General features: G+C 64.5%; 18 protein-coding genes and 1 pseudogene. 13 read left to right on the top strand and 6 right to left on the bottom strand.

Translation table 11 applies throughout. The features are described 5' to 3' along the window. The first annotated feature begins 96 nt into the window (after positions 1 to 96). From fliF to fliR, 13 genes are all read left to right on the top strand, one after another. Entirely contained in the window at positions 97 to 1,899 is a 1,803-nt protein-coding gene (gene fliF, locus ABIE53_RS00390) for a flagellar basal-body MS-ring/collar protein FliF (RefSeq protein ID WP_029970933.1), read from the top strand. After that, positions 1,889 to 2,884, top strand: a complete 996-nt coding sequence (gene fliG / locus ABIE53_RS00395) for a flagellar motor switch protein FliG (RefSeq protein WP_006053244.1) — start codon at positions 1,889 to 1,891, stop codon at positions 2,882 to 2,884. Before fliF ends, fliG begins: the two co-directional genes overlap by 11 nt. Further along, on the top strand, positions 2,871 to 3,554 hold the full coding sequence (gene fliH / locus ABIE53_RS00400; protein ID WP_171800253.1) for a flagellar assembly protein FliH: 684 nt from the start codon (positions 2,871 to 2,873) through the stop codon (positions 3,552 to 3,554). The genes fliG and fliH overlap by 14 nt, the downstream gene beginning before the upstream one ends. Beyond that, the gene (gene fliI / locus ABIE53_RS00405) at positions 3,548 to 5,215 is read left to right on the top strand and encodes a flagellar protein export ATPase FliI (RefSeq protein WP_114156554.1); all 1,668 of its coding nucleotides are present in this window, start codon (positions 3,548 to 3,550) and stop codon (positions 5,213 to 5,215) included. The genes fliH and fliI overlap by 7 nt, the downstream gene beginning before the upstream one ends. Before the next feature lie 2 nt (positions 5,216 to 5,217). Beyond that, complete coding sequence (gene fliJ, locus ABIE53_RS00410; protein WP_006053241.1) at positions 5,218 to 5,667, top strand: flagellar export protein FliJ; 450 nt, start codon at positions 5,218 to 5,220, stop codon at positions 5,665 to 5,667. Positions 5,668 to 5,728: 61 nt separating this feature from the next. Further along, positions 5,729 to 7,252, top strand: coding sequence for a flagellar hook-length control protein FliK (locus tag ABIE53_RS00415; protein ID WP_192700371.1), 1,524 nt, complete (start codon positions 5,729 to 5,731; stop codon positions 7,250 to 7,252). Positions 7,253 to 7,752: 500 nt separating this feature from the next. Further along, a complete protein-coding gene (gene fliL / locus ABIE53_RS00420; RefSeq protein WP_006050938.1) occupies positions 7,753 to 8,250 on the top strand; it encodes a flagellar basal body-associated protein FliL in 498 nt (165 codons plus the stop codon). A gap of 53 nt (positions 8,251 to 8,303) precedes the next feature. Next, complete coding sequence (fliM, locus tag ABIE53_RS00425; RefSeq protein WP_006050937.1) at positions 8,304 to 9,302, top strand: flagellar motor switch protein FliM; 999 nt, start codon at positions 8,304 to 8,306, stop codon at positions 9,300 to 9,302. Beyond that, entirely contained in the window at positions 9,295 to 9,762 is a 468-nt protein-coding gene (gene fliN, locus ABIE53_RS00430; RefSeq protein WP_006050936.1) for a flagellar motor switch protein FliN, read from the top strand. The genes fliM and fliN overlap by 8 nt, the downstream gene beginning before the upstream one ends. Next, complete coding sequence (gene fliO, locus ABIE53_RS00435; RefSeq protein WP_171800251.1) at positions 9,759 to 10,385, top strand: flagellar biosynthetic protein FliO; 627 nt, start codon at positions 9,759 to 9,761, stop codon at positions 10,383 to 10,385. The genes fliN and fliO overlap by 4 nt, the downstream gene beginning before the upstream one ends. Before the next feature lie 143 nt (positions 10,386 to 10,528). Beyond that, positions 10,529 to 11,239 carry a flagellar type III secretion system pore protein FliP gene (gene fliP / locus ABIE53_RS00440; protein ID WP_374710157.1) on the top strand — a complete coding sequence of 237 codons (711 nt, stop codon included), beginning with the start codon at positions 10,529 to 10,531 and terminating at the stop codon, positions 11,237 to 11,239. Positions 11,240 to 11,305: 66 nt separating this feature from the next. Beyond that, positions 11,306 to 11,575, top strand: a complete 270-nt coding sequence (gene fliQ, locus ABIE53_RS00445; protein WP_013340831.1) for a flagellar biosynthesis protein FliQ — start codon at positions 11,306 to 11,308, stop codon at positions 11,573 to 11,575. 40 nt (positions 11,576 to 11,615) lie between these two features. Further along, a complete protein-coding gene (fliR, locus tag ABIE53_RS00450; RefSeq protein ID WP_006050932.1) occupies positions 11,616 to 12,398 on the top strand; it encodes a flagellar biosynthetic protein FliR in 783 nt (260 codons plus the stop codon). A 127-nt stretch (positions 12,399 to 12,525) separates the two neighbouring features. Here the strand turns inward: fliR and flgL are convergent. From flgL to flgH, 6 genes and pseudogenes are all read right to left on the bottom strand, one after another. Further along, positions 12,526 to 13,750, bottom strand: a pseudogene (flgL, locus tag ABIE53_RS00455) (flagellar hook-associated protein FlgL). A 10-nt stretch (positions 13,751 to 13,760) separates the two neighbouring features. Continuing rightward, a complete protein-coding gene (gene flgK / locus ABIE53_RS00460; RefSeq protein WP_006050930.1) occupies positions 13,761 to 15,734 on the bottom strand; it encodes a flagellar hook-associated protein FlgK in 1,974 nt (657 codons plus the stop codon). A 210-nt stretch (positions 15,735 to 15,944) separates the two neighbouring features. Next, a complete protein-coding gene (locus ABIE53_RS00465) occupies positions 15,945 to 16,679 on the bottom strand; it encodes a flagellar brake protein (RefSeq protein ID WP_488260112.1) in 735 nt (244 codons plus the stop codon). Between the two features lie 410 nt (positions 16,680 to 17,089). Beyond that, a complete protein-coding gene (gene flgJ / locus ABIE53_RS00470) occupies positions 17,090 to 18,094 on the bottom strand; it encodes a flagellar assembly peptidoglycan hydrolase FlgJ (protein ID WP_107709963.1) in 1,005 nt (334 codons plus the stop codon). A gap of 12 nt (positions 18,095 to 18,106) precedes the next feature. Further along, positions 18,107 to 19,288, bottom strand: a complete 1,182-nt coding sequence (locus ABIE53_RS00475; RefSeq protein ID WP_029970942.1) for a flagellar basal body P-ring protein FlgI — start codon at positions 19,286 to 19,288, stop codon at positions 18,107 to 18,109. Between the two features lie 2 nt (positions 19,289 to 19,290). Next, entirely contained in the window at positions 19,291 to 19,989 is a 699-nt protein-coding gene (gene flgH, locus ABIE53_RS00480; protein WP_006050925.1) for a flagellar basal body L-ring protein FlgH, read from the bottom strand. Positions 19,990 to 19,995: the final 6 nt, after the last annotated feature.

Raw genomic sequence — 19,995 nt, forward strand, 5'->3', positions numbered from 1 at the left:
GATAATTTCAGTCGTGAAAGTCTCTGTCCATACTCCCGTCGGCTCTCGGCGCGACATAGCGGCAGAACGCAAAGGCATCCCGGAGAAACCCGACGCATGGATTCGTCAGCCAACTCTTTGATCAACCCCGACGCCCGCATGGGCCTCGCCGGCGCGCAGCCCGGCGCGGCGGCGGCGGGCGCCGGCCAGCCCGGCGGCAATGCAGACCTGGGCGGCCTCGGTGGCGGCCTCGGCGGCAATTTTGGTCAGCGCCTGTCCGGCCTCGCGCAGATGCGCGGCAACCCGCGCGCGCCGCTCATCTTCGCGGTCGCGCTGCTCGTCGCCATCGTCGCGGGTCTGTTCCTCTGGTCGCGCGCGCCGGACTACAAGGTGCTCTACAGCAACCTGTCCGACCGGGACGGCGGCGCCATCATCACGGCGCTCCAGCAGGCGAACATTCCGTACAAGTTCTCGGAGGCCGGCGGCGCGATCCTCGTGCCGTCCGAGCAGGTGCATGAGATGCGCCTGCGCCTTGCATCGCAGGGATTGCCGAAGAGCGGCTCGGTCGGCTTCGAACTGATGGACAACCAGAAGTTCGGCATCAGCCAGTTCGCCGAGCAGATCAACTATCAGCGCGCGCTCGAAGGCGAGCTGGAACGCACGATCGAATCGGTTTCGTCGGTGAAGTCGGCGCGCGTCCATCTGGCGATTCCGAAGCCGTCCGTGTTCGTGCGCGACAAGGAAGCGCCGTCGGCGTCGGTGCTCGTCAATCTGTATCCGGGCCGCGCGCTCGACGAAGGTCAGGTGCTTGCGATCACGCATATGGTGTCGTCGGCGGTGCCGGAAATGCCGGTCAAGGGCGTGACCATTCTCGACCAGGACGGCAATCTGCTGACGCAGCCGTCGGTGGGCGGCGGGCTCGACGCGTCGCAACTGAAGTATCGCCAGCAGATCGAGCGCAGCACGCAGCAGCGCATCGACGCGATCCTCGCGCCGCTGTTCGGCTCCGGTAATGCGCATTCGCAGGTGAGCGCCGACATCGACTTCTCGCGCAGCGAACAGACTTCGGAAAACTACGGCCCGAACGGCAATCCGCAACAGGCCGCGATTCGCAGCCAGCAATCGAGCACCGCAACCGAAATGTCGCAAGGCGGCGCCTCGGGCGTGCCGGGCGCGCTGTCGAACCAGCCGCCGCAGCCGGCATCCGCGCCGATCAATGCGCCCGCCGGCGCAAGCGGCGGTGTGACGACGACGCCGGTCAGCGACCGCAAGGACATGACGACCAACTACGAGCTCGACAAGACCGTGCGTCACCTCGAGCAGCCGATGGGCGGCATCAAGCGTCTGTCGGTGGCGGTGGTGGTCAACTATCTGCGCGTGGTCGACGCCAAGGGTCACGCGACGATGCAGCCGGTCACCGCCGACAAGCTCGCGCAAGTGAACCAGCTCGTGAAGGACGCGATGGGCTTCGACGCGCAGCGCGGCGACTCGGTCAACGTGGTCAACAGCCCGTTCACCACCGCGCTCGACCCGAACGCCGACCTGCCGTGGTGGCGCACGCCGGACATGCTGGCGCTGTACAAGCAGATCGCGACGTATCTTGGCATCGGCGCAGTGGCCCTGTTCCTGTACTTCGTGATGGTGAAGCCGGCGCTGCGCCGCGCGTTCCCGCCGCCGGAGCCGGTCGTCGCCGCAGCGCTGCCGTCGCCGGACGAGCCGATCCTGCTCGACGGCATTCCCGCCGCCGAGCGGGCCGGCAACGCCGCGCTCGAAATGGACAACGGCGACGCAGAGCTGCAGGCGCTGGAAAACGCGAAACACAAATATGAGAGGAACCTGGAGTTCGCACGCAGCATCGCGCGCCAGGATCCGAAGATCGTTGCAACTGTCGTCAAGAATTGGGTGACCGATGAGCGCTGAAGGCGTAATGAAGAGCGCGCTTCTGCTGATGTCGATCGGCGAAGAAGAAGCCGCGCAGGTATTCAAGTTTCTCGGACCGCGCGAAGTCCAGAAGATCGGCGTCGCGATGGCCGCCATGAAGGCCGTGACCCGCGAGGAGATCGACGTCGTGCTGCACGAGTTCGTGCGCGAGGCGGAGAAGCACACCGGCATGTCGCTCGACTCGAACGAGTACATCCGTTCGGTGCTGACGAAGGCGCTCGGCGACGACAAGGCCGGCGCGATCATCGACCGCATTCTGCAAGGCAGCGATACCAGCGGTATCGAGGGCCTGAAGTGGATGGATTCGCCGGCGGTCGCGGAGCTGATCAAGAACGAGCATCCGCAGATCATCGCGACAATCCTCGTTCACCTGGACCGCGATCAGGCTTCGGAAATCGTCGCGTGCTTCACGGAGCGTCTGCGTAACGACGTGCTGTTGCGAATCGCGACGCTCGACGGCATTCAGCCGGCCGCGCTGCGCGAACTCGACGACGTGCTCACGCACCTGCTGTCGGGCAGCGACAACCTCAAGCGCAGCCCGATGGGCGGCATTCGCACGGCGGCGGAAATCCTCAACTTCATGTCGAGCAATCACGAGGAAGGCGTCATCGAGAACGTCCGCCAGTACGACGCGGAACTCGCGCAGAAGATCGTTGATCAGATGTTCGTGTTCGAGAACCTGCTCGACCTGGAAGACCGCGCGATCCAGTTGCTGCTGAAGGAAGTCGAGTCCGAAGCGCTGATCATCTCGCTGAAGGGCGCGGCGCCCGCGCTGCGTCAGAAGTTCCTGTCGAACATGTCGCAGCGCGCAGCCGAACTGCTCGCCGAAGACCTCGACGCGCGCGGCCCGGTCCGTGTCTCCGAAGTCGAGACGCAACAGCGCCGCATCCTGCAAATCGTGCGCAATCTGGCGGAAAGCGGTCAGATTGTGATTGGCGGCAAGGCGGAAGATGCATATGTCTAATCGCAACTCCGCGGCGAAGGCGACCCTCTCGGCCTACCAGCGCTGGGAGATGGCCTCGTTCGATCCGGTGCCGCCCGCGCCGCCGAATTCCGAGGCCGACGAAGCCGCGTTCGAAGCCGAACTCGAGCGCCTGCGCGAAGCCGCGCACGCGCAGGGCATCGCCTCTGGCCACGTGGCCGGTCAGGCGCTCGGCTACCAGGCGGGTTACGAGCAAGGCCACGCGCAGGGTTTCGAGCAAGGCCGAAGCGAAGCACGCGAGGAAGCGGCGCGGCTTGCCGCACTCGCCGAAACGTTCAAGGCCGCGCTCGACGGCGCACAAGGCGCGATCTCGGAGACGCTCGTCTCGCTCGCGCTCGACATCGCGCAACAGGTGGTGCGCCAGCATGTGCAGCATGACCCGACCGCGCTGATCGCCGCCGCGCGCGAAGTGCTCGCCGCCGAACCGGCGTTGACGGGCGCACCCGCGCTGATCGTGAGTCCCGCCGATCTGCCCGTGGTCGAAGCGTATCTGATGGAAGAATTGCAAACGCGCGGCTGGACCGTGCGCACCGACCCCGCCGTGGAGCGCGGCGGCTGCCGCGCGCAGGCCGCGAGCGGCGAAGTCGATGCCGGCATCGATACACGCTGGGAACGCGTCGCCGCGGCGCTCGGCAAAGTGAGTACATGGTGAAGCCGACGCTCGAGGAAATCCGCGCAAGCGACCTGACGCCGCTCGAACGCGAGCTGGCGCTGGCGTCGTTCGGTGCGGAGGCGCTTGCCGAAACGTCGTTTGCGGACGCCGCTCCTGACGCCGCGGTGTTCCCTCAAGCGACTGAAGACGCGGCTGCTGCCAATCACGCGCATCCGCTGAGGGGCGCGGCCGCGAGCCGCGAGTCGGCACCGGATGCAGCAGGTCTCGCGCGCGCCGCCTCGAAAGCAACGGCTGCCGCGCCCTACGATCCCGCGCTCGACAGCAATCCGCACATGCAAGCGTGGCGCGGTCGGCTCGACGCGCTGCGCGCGCGCAACGCGATCGCCAAGCCGATGCGCGCATGCGGGCGCCTCACGCGCGCCGCGGGTCTCGTGCTTGAAGCAGTCGGGCTGCGCCTCTCGGTGGGCGCCGAAGTGATGATCGAACTGCCACTCGGCAGTTCGCTGCCGATGGCCGAAGCCGAAGTGGTCGGCTTCTCCGGCGACAAACTCTTTCTGATGCCGACCACCGAAGTGATCGGCCTGCTGCCCGGCGCGCGTGTCTATCCGCTGGAGAGCGCGCCGATTGCCGATCCGATGGCGGGCGCGAAGCGTCTGCCGGTCGGCTGGGAATTGCTCGGCCGCGTGCTCGATGCGTCCGGCCGTCCGCTCGACGGACTCGGCCCGCTCGGCGCGCACGCCGATGCGCCGCTGTCCGCGCCGGTGATCAATCCGTTGAATCGTGAGCCGATCCATAAAGTGCTCGACGTCGGCGTGCGCGCGATCAATGCGCTGCTGACCGTCGGACGCGGGCAGCGCATGGGCCTCTTCGCGGGTTCGGGCGTCGGTAAATCGGTGCTGCTCGGCACGATGGCGCGCTATACCAGCGCCGAAGTGATCGTGATCGGCCTGATCGGCGAACGCGGCCGCGAAGTGAAGGAATTCATCGAACAGATTCTCGGCGAGGAAGGTCTCGCGCGCTCCGTCGTGATCGCCGCGCCTGCGGACGTTTCGCCGCTCCTGCGGATGCAGGCCGCCGCGTATTCGACGTCGCTCGCCGAATATTTCCGCGACCAAGGCAAGCATGTGCTGCTGCTGATGGATTCGCTGACCCGTTACGCAATGGCGCAGCGCGAGATCGCGCTCGCCGTGGGCGAGCCGCCCGCCACCAAGGGCTATCCGCCTTCGGTGTTCGCGAAGCTGCCGGCGCTCGTCGAACGAACCGGCAACGGGCCGGCGGGCGGCGGCTCGATCACCGCGTTCTATACCGTGCTGACCGAAGGCGACGACCAGCAGGACCCGATCGCCGATTCCGCGCGCGCGATTCTCGACGGCCATATCGTGCTGTCGCGCTCGCTCGCGGAAGCCGGCCACTATCCGGCGATCGACATCGAAGCGTCGATTAGCCGGGCAATGACCGCGCTGATCGACGATAACCATCTGGACAAAACGCGTATGTTCAAGCAGATGCTGTCGCGCTATCAGCGCAACCGCGATCTGATCAACGTCGGCGCTTATTCGAGCGGGCGCGACGCGCTGCTCGACCGCGCGATCGCGCTGTATCCGCGGATGGAAGCCTTCCTGCAACAGGGCTTTCGCGAGTGCGCGAACTTCGAACCGAGTATCGAGATGCTGGACGCGCTGTTTGCCCAAGGAGCCTGACGATGGCGAAACACTTTCCGATCAAGACGCTGATTGGCCTCGCGCAGGACGATGTCGACGCCGCCGCTCAACGTCTTGGCCGCGCGCAGCGCGAGCGCAACGACGTCGAGGCGCAGCTGAACGCCCTCGTGCAGTACCGCGACGAATACCACGCGCGTTTCACGGCGACCGCGCAAGCGGGGATGCCCGCCGGCAACATGCGCAATTTCCAGGCGTTCATCGACACACTCGACGCGGCCATCGAGCAGCAGCGCAACCTGCTCGTGACCGCGAACGCGCGAGTCGAGGCAGCCAAGCCCGACTGGCAGCGTCAGAAGCAGAAGCTCGGCTCGTACGAAGTGCTGCAGGCGCGCGGCGAAGCCGCCGAGGCGAAGGTCGTGGCGCGGCGCGATCAGCGCGACGCCGACGAACACGCGGCACGAATCCTGAGGATGCGCGCGGAAGGCGCCTGACGCCCGCGCCGCCTCGACACTGACTCGACACCGTACCCTTTGACGGATTGACAGGACACTTATGTCGTTTCTTTCACAGATCGGCTCGCTGCTCGGCTCGACCGGCAGCGGCTCCACCAGTAAGCCCAGCAATGCGGCGGCGCTTGCCGCTGCTAGCGCGAAGCCGTTTTCGCAAACGCTGCAGCAGAACATTGATTTGCAGAACAGTGCGGCTTCAAGTGCGGCTGCAAGTGCGGCCGCACATAGCGCTGCAAGCGTGAAGGCCACCGTGCCGCAGCCCTCTTCCGCGGACATCTCGCAGGGCTCGAGCGTGCACGACGCGCCGCCGCCGGACGATTCCACGACGAAGAGCGCCGACGACGCAAAGAGCGACAGCAAGGACAGCAGCGCGACCGACGCGGCATCGTCCGCGGCGTCGGCGGACAAGCCGCAGCAGGCATCGACGGACAAGAACGGCGACACGCCGCCGAAGCCGGCCAATGCCGCGAGCGCAAACGATGCGGGCGCCGCAGCCGCTGCCGCTGCCGCTCAGGCGCAGGCGCAAGCCCAGGCCGACGCGAGCGCCGCCGATCCGGCCGGCGTCAATCTGGCGGCATCGACGAACGCGGACCCGACCGCAACCGGCGCGGCCACCGACACCGCGCCTGCCGGCACGCCCGGCAAGAAGGCGCCGACCGATCCGAAATCGCTGCAGGACTCGTTGCAGGCCGCGCTCGCGGCGCTGGCGAACGGCCAGGCTGTGGCTCCGTCGCAGGCTCTCCCGAGCGGCGCGGCAGCCGCCGCGGCGGCGAACGGTCTGGCGAGCGCGAACGCTTCGCTGAACGACACGACGAGCAAGACGCTGGAAGCCGGGTCGTCCGGCGGCGGCAAGGGCTCGGCCGGGGCGCGCGGCGCATTGGGGACGGCGGCGAACGGTACGACCGTCGCCGATCCGACGGCGGCGGCATCGGCGGCTGCGGCGGGCGCGTTGACATCGACGGGAGCGGCAGGCGCGCAGACAGACGACCTGGCATCGTTCAAGAATGCCGCCGACGCGGCGACGGCCGCGCTGGCCGCGAGCCAGGCGGCCGCGAGCGCCGCAAGCACGACGGCGGCCGTGCAAACGACGGGCACCGCGAGCGCGGCGGCCGCGGCGAATGCATTGGGACCGCAGGTCGGCACGACCGACTGGGAGGAGGCGTTGAGCCAGAAGGTGGTGTTCCTGTCGAATGCGCATTCGCAGAGCGCCGAGCTGACGTTGAATCCGAAGGATCTTGGGCCTTTGCAGGTTGTATTGCAGGTCGCCGATAACCATGCGCATGCGTTGTTTGTTTCGCAGCATCAGCAGGTGCGGGAGGCGGTTGAGGCCGCTTTGCCGAAGCTGCGCGAGGCTATGGAGGCGAATGGGATTGGGCTCGGCAGCGCGAGTGTCAGTGATGGGTTTGGGCGGCAGGGTGGGCAGCAGCAGCAAAGTGCCAGTTCTGGCGGGGGGCGCTCCGCGCGGGGTTTTGGGGGTGAGGCTGGGGCCGCCGGGGCCGGGGTGGTTGTGGCTGCTGGTGATGCCGGTGGGCGGCGTAGTGTTGGGCTTGTGGATACGTTTGCTTGAGCTTTTGCTTTGCCGGGGGCGCTGTTTTTTACCCCTTTGGCCTTTCCTTGATTTCGCGGTGGTCTATTTCGCGTTGCCCCTGTGCGGGGCGGCACTCACTTTCTTTGCCGCCGCGAAGAAAGTAAGCAAAGAAAGCGGGCTCACACCGGTGGGTTATAAGTGGGTCGCACTGGCTTTCTTTGGCCTTTCCTTGATTTCGCTGTGGTCTATTGGCGTTGCCCCTGTGCGGGGCGGCACTCACTTTCTTTGCGGCGGCAAAGAAAGTGAGTGCCGCCCCGCACAGGGGCAACACCAATAGACCACCATGAAATCAAGGAAAGGCCAAAGGGGTTAACAAAAAACCCCCAACCCCCATCCAGACCAACAAAAAACCAAAGCCGGCCCGCAGGGCCCAAAAACCAGAGATAGCCCGCATTAACCCTTCTGTTCGACCCATCGCGCCGCAGGCAAATCAACAACAATCACTATCACCAGCACTAACGGCAAGCACAGCAAAACTCATGGCTACCACTCCCGCAAATCAGCAAGTCGCGCCCGCTTCCCCGGGCCCCATGAAACGCATCATCCTGATCGCCCTCATCGCTGTCGTCGCCGCGGGCGCGACCGGCGCAGGCGTGTGGTTCTTCATGTCGAAGCGCGCTCCGGCCGCCGCCACGGCAGCCGCGCCGGCGCCCGCTCCGGCACCCACGTTTTTCCCGCTCGAATCGATGACGGTCAATCTCCAGTCGGACGACGGCCAGCAGCACTTCCTGCGCATCGGCCTCACGCTCAAGCTCACCGATCCGAAGACGACGCCGGAGCTCACCGAGCACATGCCGGAAATCCGCAGCCGCATCCTGCTCGCGCTGTCGAACCATCATCCCGATGAACTGGCGCCGCTCGAAGGCAAGCACGCGCTCGCCACCGAACTGCGCACGCTGATCGAGCAGCCGACCGACAAGGGCGCGGCGCCGATCCACGTCCAGGACGTGCTGTTCACCGAATTCGTCGTGCAGTGACGCGCTTGCGCACTGCCATCATCCAACGTCACGGTATGCACGAGGAATAAGGAATGGGCCACGAAGAGTTCATGTCCCAGGAGGAGGTCGATGCCCTCCTCAAAGGCGTAACCGGCGAGTCCGACTCTGAAGCCGAGCAAAGCGAGCGTGTAGGCGTACGTCCCTACAACATCGCGACGCAGGAACGGATCGTCCGCGGCCGGATGCCCGGCCTCGAAATCATTAACGACCGCTTCGCGCGACTCTTGCGCGTCGGCATCTTCAACTTCATGCGGCGTTCGGCGGAAATCTCCGTCGGTCCGGTGAAGGTGCAGAAGTACAGCGAGTTCACCCGCAACCTGCCGATCCCGACCAACCTGAACCTGGTCCACATCAAGCCGTTGCGCGGCACGTCGCTGTTCGTGTTCGACCCGAACCTGGTGTTCTTCGTGGTCGACAATCTGTTCGGCGGCGACGGGCGTTTCCACACTCGAGTGGAAGGCCGCGATTTCACGCAGACCGAGCAGCGCATCATCATGAAGCTGCTCAACCTGACGTTCGAACACTACGCGGCGTCGTGGAAAAGCGTGCGTCCGCTGCAGTTCGAATACATGCGCTCGGAAATGCACACGCAGTTCGCGAACGTCGCGACGCCGAACGAAATCGTCATCGTCACGCAGTTCTCGATCGAGTTCGGCACGACGGGCGGCACGCTGCACATCTGCATGCCGTACTCGATGATCGAACCGATCCGCGACATCCTGTCGTCGCCGATCCAGGGCGAGGCGCTCGAAGTCGACCGCCGCTGGGTCCGCGTGCTGTCGCAGCAGGTGCAGGCGGCGGAAGTCGAACTGACCGCCGACCTCGCGCAGGTGCCGATCACGTTCGAACAGATCCTGAACATGCGCAAAGGCGATGTTCTGCCGATCAACATCCCCGAGCACATCACGGCGAAAGTCGACGGTGTGCCGGTGATGGAATGCGGCTACGGAATTTTCAATGGTCAATACGCGTTGCGCGTGCAGAAGATGATCAGCGCAGCCGACACGATGAAGGAAGGTGGATATGAGTGATCTGAACGCAAAGCCCGAGGAAGCGCTGAGCGCCGCCGCGGCGCAGGTTGCCGCCGACGCGGCGAGCGCCGAGGACGAAGCGGCGCTCGCCGACTGGGCAAGCGCGCTCGCCGAGCAGAACGACAACACTAGCGAAATCAGCGCGACCACGGCCGGCGTGTTCCAGCCGCTGTCGAAAGTGGCGCCGACCACGACGCGCAACGACATCGACATGATTCTGGATATTCCCGTCCAGATGACCGTCGAACTCGGCCGCACCAAGCTCGCGATCCGCAACCTGCTGCAACTCGCGCAAGGTTCGGTCGTGGAACTGGACGGCATGGCCGGCGAGCCGATGGACGTGCTCGTCAACGGCTGCCTGATCGCGCAAGGTGAAGTCGTGGTGGTGAACGACAAGTTCGGTATTCGCCTGACCGACATCATCACGCCGTCAGAACGTATCCGGAAGTTGAATCGATGAAACCGGCAGTCGTTTGCGCCGTGTTGCCTGTGTCGCGTCGCGTATCCAGCCTGGCAATGCGCGCGGTGCTGTCGGCAACGGCCTGCTTCGGCGCGCTCTGCGCTCCGCTCGCCGCGCACGCGGCCGACATGAACGCGGTCAACAATGCAGCGAAGATGGCGTCGACGGTCGGCGCGGGCACTGCGGTTCCGGCGCTCGGCGTCGGCGCGGTATTGCAAACGATCGTCGGCCTCGTGGTCGTGATCGGTCTGGTGTTCGGCTGCGCGTGGCTCGCACGCCGCTTCGGCTTGCAGCCGGGCAGCCGCAGCGGTCTCGTGAAAACGGTCGGCGGCGCATCGCTCGGCGGCAAGGAGCGCGTCGCGGTCGTCGAGATCGGCGATACGTGGCTCGTACTCGGCGCGGCGCCGGGCAACGTGCGTCTGCTTCATACGATGCCGGCCGGCTCGGTCGCGATCGATACGGTCGGCAACGCGCAAGCGGGCACGCCGGGCGGAACAGGCAGCACCGGCAGCACGGGCGCGAGCGGCACCACATTGTCTGGCAGCTTCGGCCAGCGCTTTCGCGACGCCTTGAAAGGCGAAGTGAGCAAACGTTTCAACGGGCAAGGCAACGGGGTTCGGTAATGCAGTTCAGTCTTCAATCGGCGCAGAGCGCGCCATCCTCGCGCAATTCGCACACGTCGATGACCTCCCGCGCCGCCCGCGCAGCAGTTCGCGGCTTGCGCGTCGCAGCACCCGTCGCGTTGCCCGTGGTTTTGCCCACGATAATGCTCGCGCTGCCGACGCTTTCGTTCGCGCAAACCGCCGGCTTGCCGGCCTTCAACACAAGTCCTGGTCCGAACGGCGGCACCACGTATTCGCTGAGCGTGCAGACGATGCTGCTGCTCACGATGCTGTCGTTCCTGCCCGCGATGGTGCTGATGATGACGAGTTTCACGCGCATCATCATCGTGTTATCGCTGCTGCGCCAGGCGCTCGGCACGACAACCACGCCGCCTAACCAGGTGCTGGTCGGCCTCGCGCTCTTTCTCACGCTGTTCGTGATGTCGCCGGTGCTCGACAAGGCTTATACCGACGGCTACAAGCCCTTCTCCGAAGGCACCGTGCCGATGGAAACGGCCGTGAGCCGCGGCCTCGCGCCGTTCAAGACGTTCATGCTGCGTCAGACGCGCGAAAGCGATCTCGCACTGTTCGCACGCATCTCGCACGCGGCGCCGATGCAAGGTCCCGAAGATGTGCCGCTGTCGCTGCTGGTGCCGTCGTTTGTCACGAGCGAACTGAAGACCGGTTTCCAGATCGGCTTCACGATCTTCATTCCGTTTCTCATCATCGACATGGTGGTGGCGAGCGTGCTGATGTCGATGGGCATGATGATGGTGTCGCCCGCGACGATTTCGCTGCCGTTCAAGCTGATGCTGTTCGTGCTCGTCGACGGCTGGCAATTGCTGCTCGGCTCGCTCGCGCAAAGTTTTGTTTAAACAACGCGCGCTCGCGTTGTTGTTGTTCACGTCCCTTACGTTGTCGATGCTTCCGGTTGAATCGCCATGAATTCAGAATCCGTCATGACACTTGCGCACCAGGCCATGTATGTCGGCCTGCTGCTTGCCGCGCCGCTTCTGCTCGTCGCGTTGGTGGTCGGTCTCGTGGTGAGCCTGTTCCAGGCCGCCACGCAGATCAATGAATCGACGCTGTCGTTCATTCCGAAACTGCTCGCGATCGCGGTCACGATGGTGATCGCCGGTCCGTGGATGCTCACCACGATGCTCGACTATCTGCGCCAGACTCTCACCAACATTCCGACGCTCGTCAACTGAGCGCCGCGTTGTCCTTCCTGCATCGAGCTACGACGCCGCCATGTTTTCCGTCACCTACGCGCAACTGAACGCCTGGCTCACCGCGTTTCTGTGGCCGTTCGTGCGCATTCTCGCGCTGGTCGCAACCGCGCCGGTGCTCGGCAACCGCTCGCTGCCGCTGCGCGTGAAGATCGGCCTGGCGGCTTTCGTCACGATCATCGTCGCGCCGACGCTCGGCGCGTTGCCGCAAGTCACGGTGTTTTCCGCCGAGGGCGTGTGGATCATCGTCAACCAGTTCCTGATCGGCATCGCGCTCGGCATGACGATGCAGATCGTGTTTCAGGCGATCAGCGCAACGGGCGACTTCGTCGGCCTCGGCATGGGGCTCGGCTTCGCCACCTTCTTCGATGCGCAAGCGAGCAGTTCGAGCCAGGTGCTGTCGACCTACATGTACACGATCGCGATGCTGGTGTTCCTCGTGATCGACGGTCATCTGCAGATGATCAGCGCGCTGCTGGCTACTTTCAATACGCTGCCCGTGTCGGCGAATATTCTTGGCTCGCCTGGCTGGCGCACGCTCGCCAACTTCGGCAGCACGATTTTCTCGGCGGGGCTTCTGCTGTCGTTGCCGGTGGTCGCGGCGCTCCTCATCACCAACCTCGCGCTCGGCATCCTGAACCGCGCGGCGCCGCAAATCGGTGTATTCCAGATCGGCTTTCCGCTCACCATGCTGATCGGTATGCTGCTTCTGCAACTGATGACCCCGAACATGATTCCGTTCTTTGCGCGCCTCTTCACGGTGGGCATCGACCAGATGGGACGCGTCGCGCTGGGTTTCCGATAAGCCGGCGTTTTTGCGGCAACGAACGTCAAAAGCGGCACGTCAAAACAACGCGCGAAAAACAGAAAGGGCGGAACCGGCTCACACCGGTTCCGCCCTTCTTCATTTGAGCGGCTCGCCGCCCGCGCGATCAGTTCAGGTACTGGAACAACGACAAGTTCTGAATCTTCACGAACGCCTGCTGTGCCGCTTGCAACGCGTTCTGCGCCAGCGTGTATTTGCCGACGGTCTTGATCATGTCCGTCTGCGTCAGATCCGACAGGTTGCTCGCCGTTTGCAGCGTATTGTTTTGCGTCACCTTCTGCAGCGCCTGCACTTCCTGCGAGCGTCCCGCCCACGGTCGCCGTCGCGGTCACGACGTTGTTGATCGTGTTCTCGAGCTGCGTCATGCTGGTGACGAGCGCGCTCTGGTAGCTCGCCGTCGACGCACCGCCCGAGATCGGCGATTGCAGCGTGCTGATCAACTGGCTCAGGTTCGCGAACACGTCCATGCTGCCTTGCGTGGCCGGCGTGACGGAGAAGCTGTCGCCCGCATTCGGCGCGCCGCTGATCGTCACCGACTGGCCGCCGAGCGTGATCGCCGAGCCTGCGGTGAAGGCTTGCGGGCCGCTCGTCGTGACCGCGCCGGTCGCCGGATCGGTCTGGCTGACGGTGTAAGTCGTCGACGACGAAAAGTTGATCGAGTACGTGTTGTTGTTCGTCGGATCGGTCGGGTTATTGAGGCTCACCGTGCCGATGACGCCCGTGCCCGTGTTAGCCGCGGCCCCCGCCGGAACCGAACTCGTGCCGATGGGCGCGACGCTGCTGAAGATCGAAGTGCCGTTGTCCGAGGTCTGCACGAGGTGCGAGTCGGTGATCTGCACGGCCGGGATGCCGGTGTCGCCCGAATAGGTGACCACGCCGGCCGAATTCGTGTTGTACGGCTGCGCGCTGCTTTGATAACCGGCGAACAGGTAGTTGCCCTGCGGATCGGTTGCGTTGGCGAGCGTCATCAACTGGCTGCGCAAGCTTTGCAGTTCCGTTGCGATGGAGCCGCGGTCGCCGTTGTTCAGCGCACCGTCGCCGGCGTTCAGCACGAGCGTGTGGACTTTTTGCAGCACGTCGGTCACGCTGCCGAGCGTCGTCGATTCGAGTTGCAGCGATGCGAGCGCCGTGTTCTGGTTGCTCGTGTACTGCGCGAGGGTGGTCGCCGTCGAGCTCAATTGCACGGCCTGCGCCGCGCCGAGCGGATTGTCCGACGGCGTGGAAAGGCTCACGCCGCTCGAGATCTGCGCGTAAAGCTGCGACAACTGAGCTTGCTGATCGCTCATCGTCGCGACGTTCATAGTGAAGTACTGCGTGCTGGAGATGCGCATGTTCAACGCCTCACTGGAAGATGCCGAGCAGCGTCTGGAACAGGGTCTGCGCGGTCTGAATGACTTTGCTGTTCGCCTGATAGAGCTGCTGATACTGAAGCAGATTGGCTGCTTCCTCGTTGATATTGACGCCCGACACCGACTGCTGCGCGGTGGTGATTTGCGTCACGAGCGAAGCCTGCGCCGTGCTCGAAGTCTGAATCTGGTTCGTCTGGTTGCCGATGTCGTTGACGTAGTTTGCATACGCGCCCGTCAGCGTGACCGTGCCGCCGTTCATCGATTTCGCCGTGGACAGGTTCGACAGCGCAAGCGCGTTGCGGCCGTCGTTGTTCGCACCGCTGTTCGGGCCGATGGTGAACTTGTCGCCGGCAGAAGGCACGCCGCTGATCGTCACCGAGACCTTGTCCATCTGGCCGGCCGTCGTGTTGTTGATCGTGAGACTCGCGCCGGTCGCCGACGAATACGGCACGACGGTCGTCGCGCTCGTGATCGGATAGGTTGTTGCCGGTGAACCGGCAACCGTCACCGTCGAGCCGACCGGGAAGCCGGTGAGGCCCGTGCCGTTGTAGGTGAGCGTGGTGGTCGAACTCGGCATCGTGTAGCCGGCCGTGACCGTGCCTTGCGAGATCGCGCCGGTGCCGGTGTTGGTCGACGCGGCCGAGCCCAGAACCGGCGATGCGGCTGCGATTGCGGAGCCGTCCGTGGTCACGGTCGCGAAGCTGTTCAACGCGCCGCGGGTCGGTTCGACCGTGAACGAATCGCCGGGATTCATCGTGCCGGTGGTCGAAAAGTTCAGGCCGTTGATCGGCTGGCTCAGGTTCGCCGCGGAGCCGACCACGGTGCCCGTCGAATTGTCGGTCAGCGTGTAGCCGGTGCCGTTGTAAGCGAGCGTGTAGTCGCCGGTGGTCGGCTGCGCGGGGTTCGCGAACGACACGTTGAGCGACGCATTGCCGGTGTTCTGCGTGTTCGCATAGACGGTCGGGCCGCCGACGGAGAACAGCGCGCCGCCCTGCACGCCCGCGAGCGTAATGCCGAGCGCGTTCTGCGCGTTGACCTGCGACGCAAAGCTGACGGCGATCGCGCCGAGTTGCGCTTCCGCCGGATCGAGCGTCTGGCTGCGGAACGCGAGGAGACCGCCGAGCGTGCCGCCGTCAATCTTGCTGTCCGGCAGAATTTGCGGCGCCGCGGCCGGATTCGCGCCCGCCTGGCCGAGGTACTGCACGGACAGTTCGCTCGAATCGCCCGTCGAAGGCGCGGTGCCCAGGTTGAAGCTGTTGCCGCCCGACACGAGCGGCTGGCCGTTGCTCATGAACACGCCGTAGCTGCCGTTGCTGTTGACGACCTGCACGCCGATCAGTTGCGACAGATTCGACACGGCGAGGTCGCGCTGATCCAGCAACTGGTTCGGCGGCTGGCCTTGCGTGCTCGCAGCGGAAATCTGGCCGTTCAATTGCGCGATCTGCTGCGTGTAGCTATTGATCTGCGAAACCGTGTTGCTCAACTGCGTGTTGACGCTTTCGCGCAGCGCATCGTATTGCTGGCCGGCGGCGTTAATCTGGTTCGCGAGCGTTTGCGCGCCGCTCATCGCCGTCTGGCGCGTGGCGAGGCTCGAAGCATTGTTCGAGACGTTCTGCATGCCCGTGAAATAACCCGTGATCGCACTGGCAAGGCCGGCAGTCGGGCTGCCGACCAGATTGTTCAGTTGCGAGATCAACGAGTTGTAGGTGGCCAGAGAGCTGCTGGACGACTGCGCGTTGTTGAGCTGCGTCGTCAGATACTGGCTGTATTGACGCGTGACGGTGACGGTCGAGACGCCCTGCGGCAGGAAGCCCGAACCCGTGTACTGGCCGCCCGTTTCCGCGAAGACCGGCGTTTCAATGGTGTAGCCCGGCGTCGACGCGTTGCTGATGTTCTGGCCGGTCGTCGTGAGTCCCCACTGGGCTGCGTTCAGTCCACTGAGGCCGAGATTGATGAGATTGGACATGCGTCATCCTGAAGGGCGACACCGTACACATGCCGCCGCGTTACTTGAACAGACTGTTTAACGGCTTTTGCGACGGAAAATTGAGGCCATTCACGACGCTTGTGAGACTTTGATTCAACGTTGATGCAACGTTTGCGAGGCCGATGCGGCGCGGGCCTGCATACACCCCGTGCGCTTCGCTTCTGCTTCGCCTCTGCTCCCGCCCGTTCGTTAGCGAACGAGCGAGCGGCGCTTCATTTCGAGTTGCGTGATGAGACGCTGCAGCGTGTTTTCCGCGCTGCCCGGCAGCGTCAGAAAACGGAAGCCGAGCTGGTAACGCTGCGTGCCGTTAGGCAGCGCGAGCGACCGATGCGACACGAGCTGCAGATCGAGCGACAGACGCCCCAATGAGCCGAGCACCAGTTCGCAGTCGTCCAGACGCGTGCCCATGGGCAATTCCGCCACACGTTCGTCGGCGGTGCGCATGCCGACGCCGCCGAGCGACAGGTCGTGCACTTCGAAGCGGAACGAATCGCCTTCCGGCAGACGGCCGGTGCATACATACGGATCGAGAATCGGTGCGTCGACGCGGAAATACTCGCGGCGTTGCACATAGAACAGCACTTCCGGAAAGTCGGCTTCGAATGCGGGCAGTCCTTCGAAACGCGTTTCGCGCGGCGTGCCTGTGCCGAACTCCATGCGCACGCCCTCGGGCGCCGCGTGAAACTGGCAGCTCGCGGCGGCGAGCAGGCCGCGGTTCTGATCCGACAACGCGCCCCAGTCGAACGTGAAGGTGCGCCCGCGCACATCGACGTCGAGCAGGCGCGTGACCAGTTGGCCGCCCGCGTATTGCACGGTGAGGAAGTCGCCCCGATTGACGAGATTGCGCAATTGAACGCCGATTTCCAGCGGATTACGACGGCCGAAATCGTGGGCGCTGTCGTCTAACGGAACGTGCGGCTGCATCTGCGTGTCGGTTTGGCCGTTCGACTGATTGGTTTCCATGGGCTTGCCGGTATGCATGTTCTTGCGGGCACGTGCCAGAGCTCCTGCCGGGGCTTTCGGGCGGTCTTTTTCATGCGGACCGCGGCACGCGCATTCAACCGGACATTGACGCTTCCGGTATGGGCTCTAACGGATTAGCGGCAGTATCCCGCTAAAATTTAGGGGCGCCCAATGAATTATTTAGAATCGCTTCGCGCAAACGTTAAAGCTCGGGTAACTCGCCGATAACGCGTCGGTAAATCGTCGGCCGTTTTTTAACCACATTTATTGGCCGCGCCGGTTTTCACACCCGGTTTCGCGGGTAGACCGGCTGCCGTCCGGAGCCGGCCTCTTCCGTCTTGTCACGCGCGTGGCCCCGTCGCATGCTCTCTTCAACCCATCTTGTCCATAATCGACATCAGTTTTTTCGCGTAATGCGGATCGGTGGCATAACCGGCGCGCTGCATGCCGTTGGCAAAACCCTTTACGTCATGCGCGGAATTGATGACCTGCGCGTAACGCGGATTACCCTTGAGCAGGCTCGCGTAATCGGTCATGGCTTCCTGATACGAGTCATACGCGCGGAATTTCTCGACCACGCGCTGCGGCTTGCCGTGCACATACTCGGTGGTGAGCGTGGAAACCGTCTTGCCGGTCCAGTCCTTCGTCGCCTTGATGCCGAACACGTTGTGGCTCGTCGTGCCGTCCGCCTTCTTGATCTCGCTCTTGCCCCAGCCGGATTCGAGTGCGGCCTGGCCGATGATGAAGCGCGCCGGAATGCCGGTCGCGGCACTTGCCGCCTGCGCCGGACCCGCGAGCTTGTCGACGAAAGCGTCGACCTTCGGCGAGCTGCCGTCGCCCTTTAACGGCGGCGTGAGCGCGCTGTTGGCCGAGTAGCCCTTGCCCATCGCGAGCTGACCGTTCGCCTGCGCATTGCCGTATGCCTTGGCGAGCGCGTTGAGCGCCGCGGTCTGGCCTTCGTCGCCGCCGCTGCCGCCGCCGAGCGCGTTGGCCATGCCGGCAAGGCCGCCTGCGCCATTGGCTCCATTGGCGCCGCTTACCTGCATGCCCTGGTTGCGCATCAACTGCTTGAGCATCGCGTCGGCCACGCCGATTCCCTTCTGCGACAGATGCTGCGACAACTGCTGGTCCATCATCGACGTGAAGGTGGCCGTGTCGTGCGAGTCGAACGGGCCGTCCTGCGGCGTCGCATCCCGCATGCTCTTGAGCATCATCTGCGTGAAGACCGCGTCGAACTGCTGCGCGGCCACTTTCATGCCGGCTTGCGGCGATGCTTTCGCCTGCGCGCTCAGCTTCGCGAAACCCTGCACGTCGAGCGCGAAGCGCTGGCTGAGATCGTTCGCCGCCGCGGCGGAATTGGTCGTATCCGAATTCATCTGCTGTCTTCCTTAGATGATTTCCAGGTCGGCGCGCAGAGCGCCCGCCGCTTTCATCGCCTGCAGGATCGACATGAGATCCGCGGGCGTCGCACCCAATGCGTTGAGCCCCTTCACGACTTCGGCGAGGTTCGCGCCGGCCGTCACCATCTTGAGTGCGCCGTTGTCCTGCTTCATCTGAATCTGCGACTGCTTCGCGACGACCGTCTGGCCGTTCGAGAATGCGCCGGGCTGGCTCACCACCGGCTGCGTGTTGATCACGACCGACAGATTGCCGTGCGCGACCGCGCAGCTCTGCAGCGTGACCATCTGGTTCATCACGATGGAGCCGGTGCGCGCGTTGAGAATCACCTTCGCGGCTGCTTGCGCCGGTTTCACATCAAGGTTCTGCAACTGCGCCATGAAGGCGACCTGCTGCTCGGGATCGCTCGGCGCGCGCAGTTGAATCGTGCGGCCGTCGAGCGCCGTCGCCGTGCCGCCGCCGAATGCGTTGTTCACCGCGGCCACGACACGCTGCGTGGTGTCGTAGTCCATTTCGTTCAGGTCGAGCTGCATCGTGCCCGCTTGCGATACCGAGGTCGGCACCGCGCGTTCGACGATCGCGCCGCCCGCAATGCGGCCCGCCGCCAGCGTATTGACCTGCACCTTGCTGCCGTTCGCGCTTGCGCCCGCGCCGCCGACCGCGAGGTTGCCCTGGCCGAGCGCGTACACCTGGCCGTCGGCACCCTTGAGCGGCGTGAGCAAAAGCGTGCCGCCGCGCAGGCTCTTCGCATTGCCGAGCGACGACACCGTGATGTCGATCTGTTCGCCCGGACGCGCGAACGGCGGCAGCACCGCCGTCACCATCACCGCGGCGACGTTCTTCAACTGGATGTTCGACAGCGACGATTGCTGGTTGCTCGAACCGGCCGCCTGGTTGTTGATCGAGATGCCGAGGTTCGCCAGCATGTTGGCGAGCGTCTGCGTCGTGAACGGCGTTTGCGTGGTCTGGTCGCCCGTGCCGTCGAGACCGACGACGAGGCCGTAGCCGATCAGCGGATTGTCGCGCACGCCCTGGATCTGCACGAGGTCTTTCAGACGCTCCGCATGAGCGGGCGTCGCCGCCGGCAGCGCCGCACACGCGAGCGCGACGAAGGCGAGCGTCCGGCCGATCCTGCCGGCAAGCGCTGAGAAGCGGAATGAAACAGTACCCATGATCACCACGGCGACACGTTAAGGAAGAAGCGTTGCAGCCAGCCCATGTTCTCCGCTTCGTCGACATAGCCCTTCGCGGAGTATTCGATTTTGGCGTCGGCCACCTGCGTGGAGTACACGGCGTTCAGATTCGAGATCGTGTTCGGATTGACGACGCCCGAGAAGCGCACAAACTCGTTGCCCTGGTTGATCAGCATCTGCTTTTCGCCGCTGACCATCAGGTTGCCGTTCGGCAGCACACCGGTCACCGTCACGGTGATCGTGCCGTTGAACGTGTTCGACGCGTTAGCGCCGCCTGTCGAGGTGAACTTGTTGGCGCCGCTCGCGCTCAGGTTCGCCTTGCCGAACAGGCCGCCGAGGAAGCCCGCCGTCGGCACGTCGAAGCTCGTCGTGCCGTTGCGGTTCACGCCCGCGCCGGAAGACTTCGTCGCGTTGACGTTTTCCTGAATCACGATCGTCAGGATGTCGCCGACATTGCGCGGCCGCTGGTCTTCGAACAACGGCCGGCCCGCGTAACCCGGGTTGTAGATCGAGCCGGGCGACTGCGCTTGCGGCGGCATCGGCGGCATGGCCGTCATCGGTTGCTGCGTGATCGGCTGCTTCGGCACGAGGCCGCAACCGCCGAGCGCGGCGAGCAGCGTGAGCTGCACGAGCGCCGCGGCCATGCGCGAACGAACCGGATTACGAGTGAAGTACGACATCTTGAT

Origin of the sequence: Paraburkholderia sp. OAS925, from assembly GCF_040543975.1 — a bacterium.
Taxonomy (GTDB): Bacteria; Pseudomonadota; Gammaproteobacteria; order Burkholderiales; family Burkholderiaceae; genus Paraburkholderia; species Paraburkholderia graminis.

Coding starts and splice junctions, on each gene's coding strand:
- fliF (WP_029970933.1), top strand. CDS start 97: ATGGATTCGTCAGCCAACTCTTTGATCAACCCCGACGCCCGCATGGGC.
- fliQ (WP_013340831.1), top strand. CDS start 11,306: ATGAATTCAGAATCCGTCATGACACTTGCGCACCAGGCCATGTATGTC.
- ABIE53_RS00465 (WP_488260112.1), bottom strand. CDS start 16,679: ATGCAGCCGCACGTTCCGTTAGACGACAGCGCCCACGATTTCGGCCGT.
- fliP (WP_374710157.1), top strand. CDS start 10,529: ATGCTCGCGCTGCCGACGCTTTCGTTCGCGCAAACCGCCGGCTTGCCG.
- fliG (WP_006053244.1), top strand. CDS start 1,889: ATGAGCGCTGAAGGCGTAATGAAGAGCGCGCTTCTGCTGATGTCGATC.
- fliH (WP_171800253.1), top strand. CDS start 2,871: ATGCATATGTCTAATCGCAACTCCGCGGCGAAGGCGACCCTCTCGGCC.
- fliL (WP_006050938.1), top strand. CDS start 7,753: ATGGCTACCACTCCCGCAAATCAGCAAGTCGCGCCCGCTTCCCCGGGC.
- fliO (WP_171800251.1), top strand. CDS start 9,759: ATGAAACCGGCAGTCGTTTGCGCCGTGTTGCCTGTGTCGCGTCGCGTA.
- fliN (WP_006050936.1), top strand. CDS start 9,295: ATGAGTGATCTGAACGCAAAGCCCGAGGAAGCGCTGAGCGCCGCCGCG.
- ABIE53_RS00475 (WP_029970942.1), bottom strand. CDS start 19,288: ATGGGTACTGTTTCATTCCGCTTCTCAGCGCTTGCCGGCAGGATCGGC.
- flgJ (WP_107709963.1), bottom strand. CDS start 18,094: ATGAATTCGGATACGACCAATTCCGCCGCGGCGGCGAACGATCTCAGC.
- ABIE53_RS00415 (WP_192700371.1), top strand. CDS start 5,729: ATGTCGTTTCTTTCACAGATCGGCTCGCTGCTCGGCTCGACCGGCAGC.
- fliJ (WP_006053241.1), top strand. CDS start 5,218: ATGGCGAAACACTTTCCGATCAAGACGCTGATTGGCCTCGCGCAGGAC.
- fliI (WP_114156554.1), top strand. CDS start 3,548: ATGGTGAAGCCGACGCTCGAGGAAATCCGCGCAAGCGACCTGACGCCG.
- fliM (WP_006050937.1), top strand. CDS start 8,304: ATGGGCCACGAAGAGTTCATGTCCCAGGAGGAGGTCGATGCCCTCCTC.
- flgH (WP_006050925.1), bottom strand. CDS start 19,989: ATGTCGTACTTCACTCGTAATCCGGTTCGTTCGCGCATGGCCGCGGCG.
- flgK (WP_006050930.1), bottom strand. CDS start 15,734: ATGTCCAATCTCATCAATCTCGGCCTCAGTGGACTGAACGCAGCCCAG.
- fliR (WP_006050932.1), top strand. CDS start 11,616: ATGTTTTCCGTCACCTACGCGCAACTGAACGCCTGGCTCACCGCGTTT.